The organism is Ruegeria sp. CE8 (assembly GCF_056537465.1).
The window spans coordinates 47365-64746 of sequence record NZ_JBQFRP010000001.1 but is presented as its reverse complement, the minus strand read 5'-3'; the positions used below and the strand labels follow the sequence as shown (position 1 = coordinate 64746).

16 protein-coding genes are annotated in these 17382 nt (G+C 61.5%); 15 read left to right on the top strand and 1 reads right to left on the bottom strand.

Translation table 11 applies throughout. The features are described 5' to 3' along the window. From cobN to cobJ, 5 genes are read left to right on the top strand one after another with little or no spacing between them, the layout of a single operon-like run. Positions 1-3294, top strand: coding sequence for a cobaltochelatase subunit CobN (gene cobN / locus ACR0AA_RS00305; protein WP_480661118.1), 3294 nt, complete (start codon positions 1-3; stop codon positions 3292-3294). After that, positions 3291-4418, top strand: a complete 1128-nt coding sequence (cobG, locus tag ACR0AA_RS00300; protein ID WP_480755237.1) for a precorrin-3B synthase — start codon at positions 3291-3293, stop codon at positions 4416-4418. The genes cobN and cobG overlap by 4 nt, the downstream gene beginning before the upstream one ends. After that, the gene (locus ACR0AA_RS00295) at positions 4418-5047 is read left to right on the top strand and encodes a precorrin-8X methylmutase (RefSeq protein WP_480661122.1); all 630 of its coding nucleotides are present in this window, start codon (positions 4418-4420) and stop codon (positions 5045-5047) included. Before cobG ends, ACR0AA_RS00295 begins: the two co-directional genes overlap by 1 nt. Beyond that, on the top strand, positions 5044-5772 hold the full coding sequence (locus ACR0AA_RS00290; RefSeq protein ID WP_480661124.1) for a precorrin-2 C(20)-methyltransferase: 729 nt from the start codon (positions 5044-5046) through the stop codon (positions 5770-5772). The genes ACR0AA_RS00295 and ACR0AA_RS00290 overlap by 4 nt, the downstream gene beginning before the upstream one ends. Further along, on the top strand, positions 5769-6533 hold the full coding sequence (gene cobJ, locus ACR0AA_RS00285) for a precorrin-3B C(17)-methyltransferase (RefSeq protein WP_480755236.1): 765 nt from the start codon (positions 5769-5771) through the stop codon (positions 6531-6533). Before ACR0AA_RS00290 ends, cobJ begins: the two co-directional genes overlap by 4 nt. On the opposite strand, the gene ACR0AA_RS00280 is transcribed toward cobJ, so the two are convergent. Continuing rightward, complete coding sequence (locus ACR0AA_RS00280; protein ID WP_480661128.1) at positions 6524-7255, bottom strand: cobalt-precorrin-6A reductase; 732 nt, start codon at positions 7253-7255, stop codon at positions 6524-6526. The genes cobJ and ACR0AA_RS00280 overlap by 10 nt on opposite strands. Between ACR0AA_RS00280 and cbiE the strand changes: the two genes are divergently transcribed. From cbiE to ACR0AA_RS00230, 10 genes are all read left to right on the top strand, one after another. Continuing rightward, on the top strand, positions 7254-8453 hold the full coding sequence (cbiE, locus tag ACR0AA_RS00275) for a precorrin-6y C5,15-methyltransferase (decarboxylating) subunit CbiE (protein ID WP_480661129.1): 1200 nt from the start codon (positions 7254-7256) through the stop codon (positions 8451-8453). The genes ACR0AA_RS00280 and cbiE overlap by 2 nt on opposite strands. After that, the gene (locus ACR0AA_RS00270) at positions 8450-8818 is read left to right on the top strand and encodes a cobalamin biosynthesis protein (protein ID WP_480661215.1); all 369 of its coding nucleotides are present in this window, start codon (positions 8450-8452) and stop codon (positions 8816-8818) included. Before cbiE ends, ACR0AA_RS00270 begins: the two co-directional genes overlap by 4 nt. After that, positions 8815-9609: a precorrin-4 C(11)-methyltransferase gene (cobM, locus tag ACR0AA_RS00265; protein ID WP_480755235.1), complete on the top strand. Its 795-nt coding sequence runs from the start codon at positions 8815-8817 to the stop codon at positions 9607-9609. Before ACR0AA_RS00270 ends, cobM begins: the two co-directional genes overlap by 4 nt. Further along, positions 9596-10918, top strand: a complete 1323-nt coding sequence (locus tag ACR0AA_RS00260) for a cobyrinic acid a,c-diamide synthase CobB (RefSeq protein ID WP_480661133.1) — start codon at positions 9596-9598, stop codon at positions 10916-10918. Before cobM ends, ACR0AA_RS00260 begins: the two co-directional genes overlap by 14 nt. Further along, complete coding sequence (cobA, locus tag ACR0AA_RS00255; protein WP_480661135.1) at positions 10915-11643, top strand: uroporphyrinogen-III C-methyltransferase; 729 nt, start codon at positions 10915-10917, stop codon at positions 11641-11643. The genes ACR0AA_RS00260 and cobA overlap by 4 nt, the downstream gene beginning before the upstream one ends. Next, positions 11636-12379: a precorrin-6A synthase (deacetylating) gene (gene cobF, locus ACR0AA_RS00250; RefSeq protein WP_480661216.1), complete on the top strand. Its 744-nt coding sequence runs from the start codon at positions 11636-11638 to the stop codon at positions 12377-12379. Before cobA ends, cobF begins: the two co-directional genes overlap by 8 nt. Positions 12380-12493: 114 nt before the next feature. Then, positions 12494-12952: a DUF302 domain-containing protein gene (locus ACR0AA_RS00245; protein WP_480661137.1), complete on the top strand. Its 459-nt coding sequence runs from the start codon at positions 12494-12496 to the stop codon at positions 12950-12952. Between the two features lie 78 nt (positions 12953-13030). Next, positions 13031-14650 (top strand): thiamine pyrophosphate-binding protein, encoded by a 1620-nt coding sequence (locus ACR0AA_RS00240; protein WP_480661139.1) that lies wholly within the window; start codon positions 13031-13033, stop codon positions 14648-14650. After that, a complete protein-coding gene (locus ACR0AA_RS00235; RefSeq protein ID WP_480661141.1) occupies positions 14637-15821 on the top strand; it encodes a CaiB/BaiF CoA transferase family protein in 1185 nt (394 codons plus the stop codon). Before ACR0AA_RS00240 ends, ACR0AA_RS00235 begins: the two co-directional genes overlap by 14 nt. A gap of 181 nt (positions 15822-16002) precedes the next feature. Next, a complete protein-coding gene (locus tag ACR0AA_RS00230) occupies positions 16003-17373 on the top strand; it encodes a tetratricopeptide repeat protein (RefSeq protein ID WP_480755234.1) in 1371 nt (456 codons plus the stop codon). Positions 17374-17382 lie beyond the last annotated feature (9 nt).

Genomic DNA, 17382 nt, shown 5'->3' with positions numbered 1-17382 from the left:
ATGCACGTCGTCTTCCGCGAAAGCCACGGGTTAGAAGAAACCGAGACCCCAACCGATCTGGGCCAGAGCCCGGCGGATCTGGTGGTGCTGTCCTTTTCGGACAGCGACCTCGGCGCTTTCGCAGCAGGCTGGCACCGCGGTGGCGGCCCCGAGGGGCAGATGCCCACGATGCGGCTGGCCAACCTGACGGCACTCAAGCACCCGCTGTCCGTCGACACCTATCTCGAGCAGACGCTTAACGGGGCCAAAGGCATTCTGATCCGTCTGATCGGTGGCGTACCCTACTGGTCTTACGGCCTGCAGCAGGTTCTTTCGCTGGCTCAGGCCAAAGGCATCGCCCTCGCCGTTCTGCCAGCCGACGGGCGGGAAGACCCACGGCTTGACGACTATTCGACGCTGCCTGTCTCGACCCTGAGGCGGCTGGCGCATCTTTGCGACACCGGCGGAGAAGTTGCTGCGCAAGCTGCTTTGGCACAAATGGCTCTGGCGGCTGGGCTTTATGCCGGGCCGGTGATGGGCGCAAAAACCCTGCCGGAATGTGGCGCGTGGTGCCCGGATCGTGGCGTCATCCCGGTGGACAAGGCGTTCTCGGGCGACGCGAAGCGCATCCTTGTGAGCTTCTATCGGGCCTACTTGACCTCGGCGGATACCGCGCCAGTCGCAGCCCTGATCCGCAACTTGCGGAACCGTGGTCTGGACGCGGTTGGGCTGTTCGCGCCATCTTTGAAAGCCCCTGCAGCAGCCGACTGGCTGCGCGAACAGATCGTTGACCTGAGCCCATCCGCGATCATCAACGCCACCTCATTCTCGGGCAAGGGCGCGTCTGGAACCTCTCCGCTCGATGTGGCAGGTGTGCCGGTGTTTCAGGTTGCTCTGGCGACCTCGCGCCGCAAAGCATGGGCTGAGGCGGAGCGAGGCCTGTCCCCCGCCGACCTTGCCATGCATGTGGTGCTGCCCGAAGTGGACGGTCGGATTTCGGCCGGGATCGCCTCTTTTAAAGAGCCCGGGAAACGCGATCCGCACTTGGAGTATTCCCGTTTTGCCCACCGGGCTGAGCCTGAACGGATCGAAGCGATTATCGATCGTGTGACTGGTTGGCTGAACCTGAACGAAAAGCCAAAGTCCGACCAAATCCCGGCGTTGGTGCTGTCCACTTATCCAGGCAAGGATTGGCAGATGGCCCATGCAGTCGGCCTCGATGCGCTGGCCTCGGCCGAGGCGATGCTGGCCGATCTGCAGTGCGAAGGTTATGACACCGCCCCGGCAGAGCCGATTGCGGATGTTTTGTTGGACGCCCAAATTTCGTGGCCGCTGCGGGATTACCTCAGCGCGCTAGCTGACCTGCCGGTCCAATTGCGAACCGATCTGCAAACCGTCTGGGGCAAGCCCGAAGACGACCCGAGTTTTGCGAATGGCGCATTCCACTTCACCGCGGTACGTCGGGGCAAAGCGTTGGTCGCGCTGCAACCCGAACGCGGCACGCCCGAGTTGCGCGATGACGATTATCACGACCTGTCGCGCACCCCGCGCCACAGCTATGTCGCCTTTTACATGTGGCTGCGAAAAGACCTTGGTGCCGATGCGCTGATCCATATCGGGGCCCACGGAACGCTGGAATGGCTGCCAGGCAAGTCGGTCGCCCTGTCCAACGAATGCTGGCCCGAAGCGCTGATCCGCGATCTGCCTGTGATCTACCCCTTCATCGTCAATGACCCCGGCGAGGCCGCTCAGGCCAAGCGCCGGATAGGGGCGGTCACGCTGGGTCACATCCCGCCCCCGATGAAAGAAAGCGGCACGCCGGATCGGATGGTGCGGCTTGAATCGCTGTTGGATGAGTTCTCGAACGCCGACGGGCTTGACCCCAAACGCCGCGACCGCCTGCAAGAGGATATCCGCGACGAGGCGCAGGCCATCGGGCTGGAGACTGATCTTGGCCTTGACCAGGCCACCTGCTCCGCCGAGGCAATCACCCGCATCGACCGATTTGTCTGCGACATAAAGGAAAGCCAATTCGGCGACGGCCTACATATCTTTGGCCGCGTGCCAGAGGTGACGGGCAATTTCGACCCTGCGCCCTCGGCCCATGCCGAACGCAGCGCCCTGATCGATGCACTGGCCGGGAAACGGATCGAGGCCGGACCATCGGGCTCGCCCTATCGGGGCCGCTCGGATGTGCTGCCCACAGGACGAAACCTTTATACAACAGATCCGCGTTCGGTGCCTACTCGCGCCGCATATACCCAAGGCGTGAAACTGGCCGAGGAACTAGTGCGTAGACATCTGCAGGAAGAAGGTGAGTATCCCAAGGGCTTGATTGTCGATCTGTGGGGTTCTGCCACCATGCGGACGGCTGGCGAGGAATTCGCAATGGCGTTGCACCTGCTGGGCGCGAAACCGGTCTGGGACAAGGGATCCGAGCGGGTGTCCGGCATCGAGATACTGCCGATCACCGATCTCAGCCGCCCACGTCTGGATGTCACGCTGCGTGTCTCGGGCCTGTTCCGGGACGTATTTCCGACGCTCTCGGCGCTTTATGGACAGGCGGTTCGCGCATTGTGCGAACGTGATGAGGCGCCAGATTGGAACCCCTATGCGGGGCAGGTTCCGGCAGCTCGCGTCTATGGCCCGGCGCCGGGCAGCTATGGCCTGAACATGACGCATCTGTCTGAAACCTACACCGACGAGGCGCGCGAACAGGCCGGGCAGGCCTGGCTGGACGCCAGTTCCTTCGCGCTGGAAGGTGAGCATATCGCGCAGGACAAGGACGGGATCACTCAGCGCGTCGCCAATGCGGATAGTTTCGTCCACCTGCAGGACCTGACTGAAACCGACCTACTGCTGGCCAATGACTATGCCACCCATGAGGGCGGGTTTGCGGCTGCCAAGAAGATCACCGGTGGCACCGCGCAACTGTATCATCTGGACAATACCAACCCCGAAAACCCGCGCGCCCGCACCCTGCCCGAAGAGATCAGCCGCGTCGTCCACGCCCGCGCCACCAATCCGGGCTGGATCGCAGGAATGCAAAGGCATGGATTCCGGGGGGCGGCTGAGATCGCCGCAACACTGGATCACATGGCGTCGTTCGCGCATTTGTCCGGCACGGTCGCGCCGCACCTGTTCGATCTTTACCACGACGCCACGCTGGGCGACGCCGAGGTGGATGCCTTCCTGCAAGAGGCCAACCCGCAAGCGCATCAGGCCATGCAGGACCGGTTCCGCGCGCTATTGGAGGCAGGACTTTGGAACACACGCCGGAACTCGATCCGAGCCGATCTGGAGGGATTGGGATGAGCGCCCCCATTGTCCAGGGTTGGTGCCCGGGTGCCCACAGACCGATGATGTCGGGCGATGGGTTGGTTGTTCGGGTACGCCCGCGCCTAGCCCGGCTTAGTGCCGCACAGGCGCTTGGCCTGTGTGACCTGGCTGAACGCTTTGGCAACGGCACCATCGACCTGACCAATCGGGCCAATCTGCAATTGCGCGGGGTCAAGGAAGACGACCACCAACTGTTGCTTGAGGAGTTGGCCTCGCTCAACCTGTTGGATGCCGAGCCGGGCATTGAAGTGCGCCGCAACATCCTTGTCTCGCCACTGTATCAATCGGGCGACCTCACCGCACGGCTGACGCAGGAGTTGATCGACCGTTTGGGCGAACTGCCCGCACTGCCGGCCAAGTTCGGGTTCGCAATCGACACCGGCCCCGCGCGGCTGCTATCAGAAGACTCGGCCGATATCCGACTGGAAACCGGTGTACATGGGCTGGTGCTGCGTGCCGATGGCGCAACTACGGGACGAGCTGTCGAAGAAACCGAGGCCATCGACCAACTGATCGAACTGGCACGGTGGTTTGCCGAAAACCACACCCCTGATACCCGTCGAATGGCGCGACTTGTCGCCGCCACGGACCTGCCAGAAATCTGGCAAGGCAGTGCTCCCGGACCGACAGTCAACCCGCTGCAACCGACTGTTTGCCCGCTGGGGGCCCTCTATGGTGCCGCGTTCGGGCAATTGCCTGCACGAAAGCTGCATGAGCTGATCGAAGACAGCGGTGCCTCTGCCCTGCGGGTCACACCGTGGCGGCTGTTCCTGCTGGAAGGCGGGGCGGCGATACCCGCCTCTGACTTTGTCACGGAAGGCACCGACCCGCTGATGACGACCGACGCCTGCCCCGGGGCGCCGTTCTGCCCGCAGGCGCAGGTGGAAACCCGCGCTATTGCGCGTGCATTGGCCAGTCGGGTCGCAGGCATCCTGCATGTCTCTGGTTGCTCCAAAGGGTGTGCCCGCATGGGACCCGCAAATGTCACTCTGGTCGGCAATCACGGACGATTTGATCTTGTCAAAAACGGCCGCGCGGGGGATGAGCCCTCCCAGCGTGGGCTAAGCCCCGAAACACTTAAGACTATGGACCTGACCTGATGCCCTATGAATACGAAACCGATGGCGCGGCGATCTATAAACAGAGCTTTGCCACGATCCGGTCCGAGGCTGATCTGGCTCGTTTTGACGTCGACGAAGAACAGGTCGCTGTGCGCATGATCCACGCCGCCGGAATGGTCGGTCTGGAAGAGTTCTTGCATTTCTCGCCGGGCTTTGTGACGGCAGCTCGTGCCGCGCTGGAAAACGGCGCGCCAATCCTATGCGACGCGCGAATGGTCAGCGAAGGCGTGACCCGGTTCCGACTGCCCGCAGACAACGAGGTGGTCTGCACCCTGCATGACGAGCGTGTGCGTCCGCTAGCCGCCGAAATGAGCAACACCCGCTCGGCCGCCGCGTTGGAGCTTTGGCGTCCGCAACTGGAAGGAGCGGTGGTGGCTATCGGCAACGCACCGACTGCCCTGTTCCACCTACTGAACATGCTGGAAGACCCCGACTGCCCGCGCCCCGCCGCCATCATTGGCTGCCCGGTCGGATTTGTCGGCGCAGTCGAGTCCAAAGACGCGCTGTGGGAAGCACAACCCGTGCCGTCCTGCATCGTCAAAGGCCGTCTGGGCGGCAGCGCCATCACCGTTGCAGCCATCAACGCCATCGCGAGCCGCGCGGAATGAGCGCGGGCAAGATATACGGGTTGGGCCTCGGCCCCGGTGATCCGGACTTGATGAGCGTTCGTGCCGACCGGCTATTGCGAAACGCGCGTCACGTGGCTTTTTTCCGCAAACCGGGTCGCAGCGGCCAGGCACGAAAAATCGTCAACGGCATGATCCCAGGAGATGCGGTGGAGTTCCCGATGGAATACCCCGTGACCACCGAAATCCCAGTAACCGACCCGCGCTATAACGAGCTGCTGTCGGCATTCTATGAGGAATGCGCAGCGCATCTGAAATCGCTGTCGGATCAGGGCGAGGCGGTTGTGGTCCTGTGCGAAGGCGATCCGTTCTTCTACGGGTCTTTCATGCACCTTTACAGCCGCTTGCGCGATCAAGCTGAAGTCGAAGTTGTTCCCGCCATCACCGGCATGTCCGGCGCGTGGACGGCGACCGGCGACCCAATCACATGGGGCGATGACGTGTTGACCGTACTGGTCGGCACCCTGCCAGAGGACGATCTGGCACGGCGCATGGCGCAGACGGACGCGCTGGTGGTGATGAAGATCGGGCGCAATATCGACAAGGTGAAGCGGGCCCTGAAAACGGCCGGTCTGTATGACCGCGCATGGATAGTGGAGTTCGCGCAAATGCCGAACCAGACGGTGACAAAACTGTCCGAGGCCTGCGACAAGGTCACTCCTTATTTCTCGATCATCATCGTGCATGGTCAGGGTCGGCGGCCATGAGCGGCTGGATCAAGATTGCGGGCCTTGGGCCCGGCAACGAAGAACTGGTGACGCCCGAAGTTTCGGCCGCGCTGGCCGAGGCTACGGACGTGGTCGGCTATATCCCCTACGTCGCGCGTGTGGCGGAACGCCCCGGCCTGACGCTGCACGCCAGCGACAACCGGGTTGAGATCGACCGGTCTCAGCACGCGCTGCAGATGGCAGCCGAAGGGAAACGGGTGGTCGTCGCATCCTCCGGCGATCCGGGGGTTTTTGCGATGGCAGCGGCAGTATTTGAGGCGCTGGAGAATGGCCCGGCTGAATGGCGCGAAATCCCCATTGACGTGCTGCCCGGGATCACCGCGATGTTGGCGGCGTCGGCGCGAGCCGGTGCGCCGTTGGGTCATGATTTCTGCGCCATCAACCTCAGCGACAATCTCAAACCCTGGTCCCTGATCGAAAAGCGGTTGCGCCTGGCGGCGCAAGGCGACTTTGCGATGGCGTTCTATAATCCGCGGTCCAAGTCCCGCCCCGAAGGTTTTGTCAAAACACTGGAAATCCTGCGCGAAGAATGCGAGCCCGAGCGTCTGATCCTGTTCGCCCGCGCGGTGTCACGTCCGGATCAGGCGATCCGCATTTCAACCCTCGCAGAGGCAACACCGGACATGGCCGACATGCAGACGGTGGTCATTGTGGGTTCATCCCTGACCCGCGTGATCGAACGCGACAGCACCCCGATCGTCTATACCCCGAGGTTCACTCCGGCTAAGGATCAAAAATGAGCCAACCAGTCCAGAACCTGCGTCACACTCGACAGTTCGGTCCTTTGCGGAAGGGCCGGACGGTCGATCATCAGCACCGGCAAGCCCAACGCCCGCGCGGCATCCAGCTTGGCGCGTGCTCCGGTGCCGCCCGCGTTCTTGGACACGACCAATTCGATGCCATGCTGTTTCATCAGCGCGCGGTCGTCGGCCTCGGTGAACGGCCCACGCGAGACAACCACGTCGCAATGCGGCAGCGGCAGGCCATCCGGTTCATCGACAAGCCGCAACAGATAGTGGTGCTGGGGCTGGGCGGTAAAATCCTCAAGGTGCATCCGACCCACGGCCAGAAAGACGCGCTGGGCCGGGCCGGACAAGGCGGCAACGGCGGCTTGAATGTCGGCAACGTGATGCCAGCGATCACCCTCCTGCGCGCGCCAAACCGGGCGGGTCAGCGCAGCCAGCGGTACTTCGGTCTTACGGCAGGCCGCAACGGCGTTCCGGCTCATCTGGGCTGCAAAGGGATGAGTGGCATCGACAACATGCGTAACCGCATTGTCTTCCAAAAAGCTTGCCAGCCCTTCGGGGCCGCCAAACCCTCCGACGCGCACTGGCAAGGGCTGCGGGCGCGGGGTTTCAACGCGCCCGGCGTAGGAATAGGTCGCCGGAATACCCTGTTCGGCCACGGCTTTGGCCAGCGCGTTAGCCTCGGTCGTGCCGCCAAGGATCAGGAGGTTGGTCATGCATGAGGCTCCGTGGCTAAGCGTTCTGGGCTTGGGCGAAGATGGACTGGATGGACTGCCGCCCGCAAGCCGTCAAGTGCTGGAACGCGCTGAAATCATCATGGGTCCACCGCGGCACCTGTCTCTGATCCCAGACACAGGTGCCAAGCGCGTGGAATGGCCGGTGCCCTTTTCCGACGGGCTGCCGATTCTGACCGGATTTCGGGGGCGACCGACGGTTGTTCTCGCCTCAGGCGATCCGTTCTGGTTCGGTGCCGGGTCTGTGATTGCCCGCAATTTCGACGTCGGAGAGTGGGTCGCCCTGCCCGGTCAATCCACCTTTTCGCTGGCAGCCGCCCGTCTGGGCTGGCCGTTGGAAAGCACACAAACCTTTGGCCTGCACGCAGCACCGCTTACGCGACTGCGGCCCCATCTGGCACCCGGGTTGCGCGCCATTCTGCTGCTGCGTAATGGGGCGGCTGTTGCCGAGCTTGCGACGTACCTCAACGAAACAGGCTTTGCCGATACCCAGCTGCACGTCATGGAGGCCCTTGGCGGCCCGCGTGAACGGTCGCGCAGTGTGACCCTGACCGAGGCTTTGCTGGGCGGGTTCGACCACCCGGTCTGCGTCGGGCTTGAGGTTGCTGGCCAAGGTCAGGCTCTGCCAAAAGCATCCGGCAAGCCGGACGAGATTTTCGAAACCGACGGACAGATCACCAAGCGACCTGTACGCGCACTGACCCTGTCGGCGCTGGCCCCCAAGCGCGGGGAACACCTATGGGACATCGGCGGCGGAACCGGCTCGATCAGCATCGAATGGCTAATGTGTGACCCGACCCTGACCGCAACTACGATCGAACCCCTTGAGGATCGTGCAGAGCGCATTCGTCGTAACGCGGATGCGTTGGGGCAGGATCGTCTGAGCGTGGTGCATGGCACCGCTCCGGACGCGCTGGACGGCCTTCCGCTGCCGGATGTGGTCTTTATCGGAGGCGGTCTGAGCGTTGACTTGTTGGAATGGCTGCAAACATCTCTGCCAGCTGGCACACGGCTGGTCGCCAACGCCGTGACATTGGAAAGCGAGGCCGTGCTGGCGCAGTGGCAGGACAAGCTGGGCGGAGAACTTTTGCGTATCGAACTGGCGCAAGCCTCGGCCTTGGGTCCACGGCGTGGCTGGAAATCCGCCTATCCGGTCGTGCAGTGGAGCGTGACCTTATGATCGTGGCGGGGCTTGGATTCTCGTCGACAGCCACCGTCGACAGCCTGCGCACAGCCTTTGAAACGGCAAGCGCCGGTCAAAATGTGGACGCGCTGGCCACGGTTGCGGACAAGAACGGCCACGCGGCGCTGGCTGAATTCGCCTCAGCCACGGCCCTGCCCTTGCATTTCATCGCGCCAGCCGATCTTGCCGGACAGCGCACTCTCACCTGCTCGAACCGCAGCCGCGCCACATATGGCACTGGCAGTGTGGCCGAAGCATCCGCCCTTGCCGCCGCCGGTCCCGGCGCGCGGCTGACCTCTCCCAGACAGATCTCGGACGACCGGCTTGCAACCTGCGCCGTCGCCATCGGAGGACAGATATGACCGTTCATTTCATTGGCGCCGGACCGGGTGCCGCCGACCTGCTGACCCTGCGCGGACGCGATATCATCGCGTCCTGCCCGGTCTGTCTGTATGCCGGATCGCTGGTACCGGAAGAGATTCTGGGCCACTGCCCCGAAGGAGCAAAAATCGTGAATACCGCGCCGATGGATCTGGATCAGATCATGGCCGAGATCGAAGCTGCCCATAAGGCAGGTCAGGACGTGGCCCGCCTGCATTCCGGTGACCTGTCGGTCTGGTCCGCCATGGGTGAGCAGATCCGACGTCTAAAAGAAATGGGTATTCCGATCAGCGTAACGCCTGGCGTTCCATCCTTTGCAGCCGCTGCGGCCTCGTTGGGAACCGAACTGACCCTGCCCGGATTGGCGCAATCGGTTGTTCTGACCCGAACCCCTGGCCGTGCGTCGTCGATGCCCGAGGGCGAAACGCTGGAGAACTTTGCTCGAACCGGTGCAACCCTGGCGATTCACTTGTCGATTGGGAATCTGGACAAGGTGATCGCCGACCTGACCCCCGCTTACGGCGCGGACTGCCCGGTCGCCGTCGTCTATCGCGCCAGTTGGCCGGACGAGCGGATCATCCGCGCCACATTGGCGACCCTGAAAGAGGCGCTGGATGAAAGCATCTCTCGCACCGCCTTGATCTTGGTGGGACCAGCACTGGCTGGCGAAGGGTTCGACGAAAGCTGCCTTTATTCGAAAGATTACGACCGCCGCTATCGCCCGCAAAGCGCGGATAGCCCCTGGTCAAGCTGGAGCCATGGGGATGACTAACCCACCGGGAATTCTGATCTCTGCGCCGTCTTCCGGCACCGGCAAAACCACCGTGATGCTGGGCCTGCTGCGCGCATTAGCAGAGGACGGCCTGACCGTGCAGCCGTTCAAAAGCGGGCCAGACTATATCGACCCGGCCTTTCATCGGGCCGCCGCCGGGCGGGCGTCGTTCAACCTGGACAGCTGGGCAATGGCCGAACCCTTGTTAGATGCGATTTCTTCGCAAGCCGAGGGTGCAGACATCGTAGTGGCTGAAGGATCGATGGGGTTGTTTGACGGCGTGGCCAAGCCGGGGGAGCTGGGCCATGGGTCCAGCGCGGAAACCGCCCAGCGCATGGGCTGGCCTGTGGTTCTGGTGCTGGATGTCGGCGGTCAGGCGCAATCTGCGGCGGCGACCGCGCTGGGATTTCGGATGTACAATCCCGACCTGCCCTTTGCCGGTGTGATCCTGAACCGCTGCGCCAGCCCCCGACACGAGCGCCTGACCCGATTGGGTATGGAACGCGCGGGCCTGCCAGTTCTTGGCGTTCTGCCCCGGCGTGGAGATTTGACCCTGCCGGAACGGCATCTCGGCCTGATTCAGGCGGTTGAGCATCCCGATCTGGAAAGCGCTATTGCCGGGTATGCCGCTTTCCTGCGTGAGCACGTGGATCTTGAAGCGATCAAGGCTGCGGCTTCCTCAGGCCCCAAGGGGCCATCGTCAGCCGCACTGCCGCGGCCGCCCGCCCAACGGATCGCGTTGGCCCGGGACGCCGCTTTTTCATTCACCTATCCGCATTTGCTGGAAGGCTGGCGCGCGGCCGGGGCAGAAATTCTGCCGTTTTCACCGCTGGCCGATGAAGCCCCGGCAGCGGAGGCTGATCTGGTTTGGTTGCCGGGCGGCTATCCCGAACTGCACGCTGGCACTCTGGCTTCTGCCGATACCTTCTTGACTGGCCTGCGCAAGCACGCTGAAACAAAACCCGTACATGGCGAGTGCGGCGGGTACATGGCGCTGGGTGAGGCCCTGATCGACAAGGAAGGTGTCCGACATCGGATGGCAGGCCTGCTTGGGCTTGTGACGTCATATGAAAAGCGCAAGTTCAACCTTGGATATCGAAAGGCGCAATTGCTGACCCCCATGCCGGGTTACGCCACTGACACGACCTTGCGCGGCCACGAGTTCCACTATTCGTCCATCATAGAACAACCGGATGCGCCTTTGGCACGTGTATATGATGCCGAAGGCGTTGAAGGCCCACAAACAGGCTCGGTACGCGGCAACGTGACCGGAACATTCTTTCATCTGATCGCAGAGGCACAGGCATGAGCGGTTTTGTTTCGTTCATTGGATCTGGACCGGGTGATCCGGAATTGCTGACGCTCAAGGCTGTCGACCGGATGCAAAAGGCGGATGCTGTGCTGTTTGACGACCTCAGCAGCGGCCCGATCCTGAGCCACGCTCATGAGGACGCCGATCTGGTGGGAGTTGGGAAACGCGCCGGACGCCCCTCGCCCAAGCAGGATCATGTGAGCCGTTTGCTGGTGGATTACGCCAAAACCGGTGCCCGCGTGGTGCGTTTGAAATCCGGCGACGGCGGGCTGTTCGGACGGCTGGAAGAAGAACTGGTGGCACTGCGCGAGGCAGGGATCGAGTACGAGATCATCCCGGGTATCCCTTCGGCCGTAGCAGCGGCCGCGGCGGCAGGTATTCCGCTAACCCGGCGCCTGACGGCAAGACGTGTCCAGTTCGTCACAGGCCACGACGTCAGCGGCAAGCTGCCCGACGATCTGAACCTGGCCGCCCTCTCCGATCCGGACGCCACAACCGTCGTCTTCATGGGCAAACGCACCTTCCCTTTGTTGGTCAGCACCTTGCATGAACACGGTCTGCCTTTGAACACACCGGCACTGATGGCCGAGGCGGTCTCGACGCCGGATCAGTCTTTGCACCGATCCACGATTGGCGGGTTGGCTGAAAAGCTGGCGGATGAAATCGGAACGGCGCCAGCGCTGATCCTCTATGGGCCACTGGCAGAGTTCGATGATGTATGAGCTGTCGCTGATCGGTATTGGCACCGGCAACCCGGACCATGTGACATTTCAAGGCGCGCAGGCCATTCGGAATGCGGACCTGATCCTGATCCCGCGAAAGGGTGAAAACAAAGCCGATCTGGCCGGGTTACGCGAAGAGATTATCGCGCAGGTCACCGACACGCCCCCAAAGATCGCATATTTCGACATTCCCAAGCGGCGCGCTGATGATGGGTACCTGCGGGGCGTTGACGAATGGCATGACGCGATTGCTGTTCGCTGGCACGAGGCGATCGAGGCTCACCCTGATGCGCGCCAGGTTGCTTTGCTGATCTGGGGTGATCCGTCGCTATATGACAGCTCCCTGCGGATCGCGTCGCGGCTGGACCCACAACCAGCCACCCAAGTGATTCCCGGCATTACCGCCCTGCAGGCACTGACGGCGGCGCATGCGATACCGGTCAATGATCTGGGCGCGCCATACGTGGTTACGACCGGACGGCGCATACGTGATGAAGGCTGGCCAAACGGCGTGTCGAAAGTCGCGGTGATGCTGGATGGGGAATGTTCTTTTCAAAGCCTTAAGATGGCCGATTACGACATCTGGTGGGGCGCCTATGTGGGTATGAAGGAAGAAATTTTGATCAAAGGCGCTCTGACCGACGTGGCTGACCAGATTCTGGAGACGCGGGCACAGGCGCGGGCGGATCACGGCTGGATCATGGATGTATATTTGCTGAAAAAGCGTACAAATTGATCCGACCGCCGCTTTACCACAGCGATTTCAGTCCCGAAGGCGCACGCGATTGTGAGTGCGCTGCACTCCGGTTTCTGGCATCAATCACGCATCCCTGATGAATAGGAGCGTGCGATGAAGGCTGTCTCGACCGTACTGTGTTTGCTGGCCCTGCCCGCCGTTGCGCAAGAACCGCTCACGGGTTGGGCCGTTCATCCGACGGACAAAAGTTATGATGAGCTGGTCGCTGACACCAAATCAGCCATTAAGGAAAACGGCCTGATCGTGGTCACACAGGCCGGACCGACCAAGGCCGCCGCGGCACGAGGCATTGTCATTCCGGGCAATCTGGTGATTGGAGCTTTCAACAACGATTATGCCGTGCGCGTTCTGGAAACGTCAGTCAGCGCGATGATCGAGGCGCCTATCCGGTTTTATGTGACCGAGAACGAGGACGGAACAGCCACGCTGTCCTATAAAACACCCAGCTATGTGTTCGCGCCTTATGTGTATGAGGGTGGCGAGCCCCTGCGTGATATTGCCCAGGAACTTGACACAAAGTTTCAGGTAGTGGCGGAATCCGCCGTCAAATAGTCACACTGACGTGAACCTGCTTGCGTCCGGACGCGTCCTCCGCAATCTGCAGTGACGTATTATTTCGGAGCATGACTGATGCAGGACCTCTCGCCCCGCGCCGCTGACCTTTTGGCGCAAAGATTGTATGAGGCCGGTTGCCGCCACGCCTTCGGCATGCCAGGCGGCGAGGTACTGACGCTGGTGGATGCGTTGGAACAGGCGGGGATCACCTTTCATCTGACCAAGCATGAAAACGCCGCCGGGTTTATGGCTGAGGCGGTGCATCATCGCGACGGAGCGCCTGCCATTTTGGTGGCCACGCTCGGCCCCGGGGCGATGAACGGGATCAATGTTGTCGCCAACGCGCTGCAGGATCGGGTGCCGATGATCGTGCTGACAGGCTGCGTCGATTCCGATGAGGCACTGACTTACACGCATCAGGTGATGGATCACGCGCAAGTCTATCGGTCGATCACCAAGGGGACGTTTGTGCTGACCGCACAAGGCGCGGATGTCGTCGCGGACAAAGCTGTCTCGCTTGCCAATCAACCGCGCCCCGGCCCTGTGCATATCGACGTACCTATCTCGGTCGCGGATACGCGAGTGTCGGGCGTAAAGGTGCGGCGACGCGCCCCGATTGCCGCCGTTGCGCCCGAAGGCAACTGCCTTGAAAAAGCCCGCCGCTGGGTGGCCGACGCAGAACGTCCCATCGCCATCGTTGGTCTCGATGTTCTTTATGACGGATCGCGCAATATCGTGCAGGCGTTTCTGGAACATTTCGGCATCCCGTTTGTCACCACGTACAAGGCAAAAGGTGTCGTACCCGAAGATCATCCGCTGTGCCTTGGGGGCGCTGGTTTGTCGCCTCTGGCCGATAAGCACCTGCTGCCGCTGGTGGAACAGGCTGATCTGGTTCTGTGCCTGGGCTACGACCCCATCGAAATGCGCCCCGGATGGCGTGAGATCTGGGACCCAGAGGAAAAGCGCGTCATCGATATCTCGGCCGTGGTCAATGACCATTACATGCATCAGGCCGGGTTGAATATGGTGGCCGATACAGGTGCCACCTTGGAGGCCATGGCCAAGGGCAACGCCGCGCGCGAAACATGGCCAGACGGCGAACCCGCGCAAGTCAAAGCCGCGTTGGCGAAGGCCTTCCCGACGAGCGATGAATGGGGACCCGCCGCTGTCATCGCCGAAACCCGCGTCACCCTGCCCGCTGAAACGCTTGCCACGGCCGACAGCGGCGCACATCGCATCCTGCTGAGCCAGATGTGGGAATGTTCCGAAGAGCGCGGGCTGATCCAGTCCTCGGCCCTATGCACGATGGGCTGCGCGATACCGATGGCGATTGGCCTTAAGCTTGCCGAACCGGATCGTCCGGTCATCAGCTTCTCGGGAGACGCCGGGTTCCTGATGGTCGCCGGAGAGTTGTCGACCGCAGCCGAGATGGGCGGAAACCCCATCTTTCTGGTCTTTGTCGATGCCAGCCTTGCATTGATCGAGCTGAAACAGCGTCAACGCCAGATGGGCAATATGGGTGTGGACTTTGACCGTCATGACTTTGCGGCCATGGGACGTGCCTTTGGTGGCAACGGGCACACGGTGCGTAACCGCGAAGAGCTGCGCGCGGCCCTGAATGACGCAATGAAGGCCGACACTTTCACCGTTATTGCCGCCGAAATCGACCGTGGAGGTTACGATGGCCGGATCTGAAGGACCGCTGAAGGGCGTCAAAGTACTGGACCTCAGCCGCATTCTGGCTGGCCCGACCTGCACGCAGTTGTTGGGCGATCTGGGCGCCAGCGTCATCAAGATCGAGAACCCCGCAACCGGAGGGGACGATACCCGGCAATGGGGACCTCCTTATGTCGAAGATGCCAAAGGCAACAGATCCGATCTGAGCGCTTACTTCATGGCGGCAAACCGCAACAAGAAATCCGTTGCAATCGACATTACCACCCCCGAGGGACAGTCTGAAGTCAGACGCCTTGCCTCGCACGCTGATATCCTGATCGAAAACTTCAAACCTGGTGGGTTGGCAAAGTACGGCCTGGACTATGCGACCCTGTCGCAGGAATTTCCGAGCCTCGTCTACTGCTCGATCTCTGGTTACGGCCAGACTGGGCCCAATTCGTCCAAGCCCGGCTACGACCTGATGGCCCAGGGATATGGCGGGATCATGTCCCTGACCGGTGATCCGGAAGGTTCGCCAATGAAGGTTGGTGTCGGCATCGCGGATGTGATGTGCGGGATGTATGCTAGCGTTGGCATTCTGGCTGCGTTGCGCCACCGCGATCAGACCGGCGAGGGTCAGCAGATCGATCTGGCCTTGGTAGATGCGCAGATCGCGTGGCTGATCAACGAGGGCGTGAATTACCTGACCTCGGGCAACGTCCCGCAGCGGCGCGGCAACGGACACCCCAACATCGTGCCTTATGACGTCTACGAAACGGCCGACGGACATGTCATTCTGGCCGTTGGCAATGACAGCCAGTTCCGCCGGTTCTGTGAGTTCATTGGGCACCCCGATCTGGCGGATGATCCGCGATTTTCCTCCAATCCTGCCCGATTGGAAAATCGTGACGCGCTGAACGCTGTGCTGCGCCCGGCTGTCAAGTCACGAACTTCAGCGACCGTTATTGCCGAGCTTGAGGCCCGTAAGGTCCCCGTTGGTCCGGTGCAGACATTGGATCAGGTTTTCTCCACCGATCAGGTCGATGCTCGCCAAATGCAGATCGCGATGCAGGCCGATCCGGGCGAAGTTCAACTGATCGGAAATCCGCTGAAACTGTCGCGAACACCTGTAACATATCGTGCGGCTCCGCCCGTCTTCGGAGCAGACACTCAGGCAGTATTGAGCGCTGAAAACCCCTTTGACGATTGAAACACTCTGCCTGTTTAGGCGGCATGTTGCTGAAACATGCCCTTGAATCGGCGGTTTTTTTCAATTTTTGTCCACACAACATTTCACCAATTCGAGAGCAGAGCCGATACTGATACGACGCTCTCAGAGTCTCTGCTACATCAGTTGTTGTAGAAATTCTCGATTGGATCGGAACATGAACATGAAGCAAGACGTTTTCGGACAGATGAACACCCTGAGCCATCCGGCAAGCGTCGAGGCGTGGGACGGTGTTCTGCTTGGGTTCATGGCCCATGCCGCCGTAACGCCGCAGCATCTTGGCACAGTTCTTGAGCTTGAGCCCGATTTTGCCCTGGGCCATGCGGTCAAAGGATTGTTCATGGTTCTGCTCGGCCGCCGCGAAATGATGGGCGTTGCGGTCGAGGCATTAGCCGCCGCCAACAGCGCCATGGAACGTCAGCCGGTTTCTAAGCGGGAACGGCTATATGTCGAGGCTTTGGGGCTGTACCTTGCCGATCTTCCGTCGCAGGCCATTCAGAAATTCGAAGAAGTCCTCCGGGCCCACCCGCAGGACACGCTGGCGATGAAACTCAGCCATGCGACACGCTTTGTGCTGGGGGACTCAGAGGGGATGCGCCGCTCGATCGAGCGCGTCCTGCCCGCCTATGAGCCCGACCATGCGGGCCGGGGTTACCTGCTGGGATGTCATTCCTTCGCGCTGGAGGAAACCGGCTCGTATGAAAAGGCCGAGATAGCCGGCCGTCAGGCGCTGTGGATGGTGTCGGACGATGCCTGGGGCCTGCATGCCGTGGCGCATGTGCATGAGATGACGGGCAACGCGCAACTGGGCCTCGACTGGCTGGCCGGGCGCGAGGCCGCCTGGGCGCATTGCAACAACTTCCGCTATCACGTCTGGTGGCACAAGGCGCTGATGCATCTGGATCTGGGTCAGGTCGATCAGGTCATTGAGCTTTACGACCAGTACATCCGTCAGGACAAGACCGACGACTACCGCGATATATCAAACGCAACTTCGCTGTTGTCTCGGCTTGAGCTTGAAGGCGTCAACGTGGGCAACCGCTGGGAAGAGCTGGCTGACCTCAGCGCCGCACGTACCGAAGATGGTTGCCTGATCTTTGCCGACCTTCACTATTTGCTGGCGCTGACCGGTGACAACCGCTCGGACGCAACCGGTAAGATGTTGAAGCGTATTCAGAAGGATGCACAACGTAATCAGGGGGACACCCCGATCCGCATGTCCGATCCGGGCGTTGCGGCGGCCAAAGGGCTTGAGGCCTTTGGCGAAGGCCTCTATGGCGCAGCTTTCGACTTTTTGTCGACGGCCCGCGGGTCCATGCAATTGGCAGGGGGCAGCCACGCCCAACGTGATGTTTTCGAGCGCATCACAATTGATTCCGGCCTGCGTGCCGGCCGTCTGGATGCTGTCGAGCGCATCCTCGACGACCGCCGCGCCAAAAGAGCCGGGGGCGAAGACAATTACGCTCTAGCGCGCCGCGCATTGATCGATGCGGCACGTGATAACGGAGACGCACAAAGCGTCCCGGCTGAATAACAAAAACAA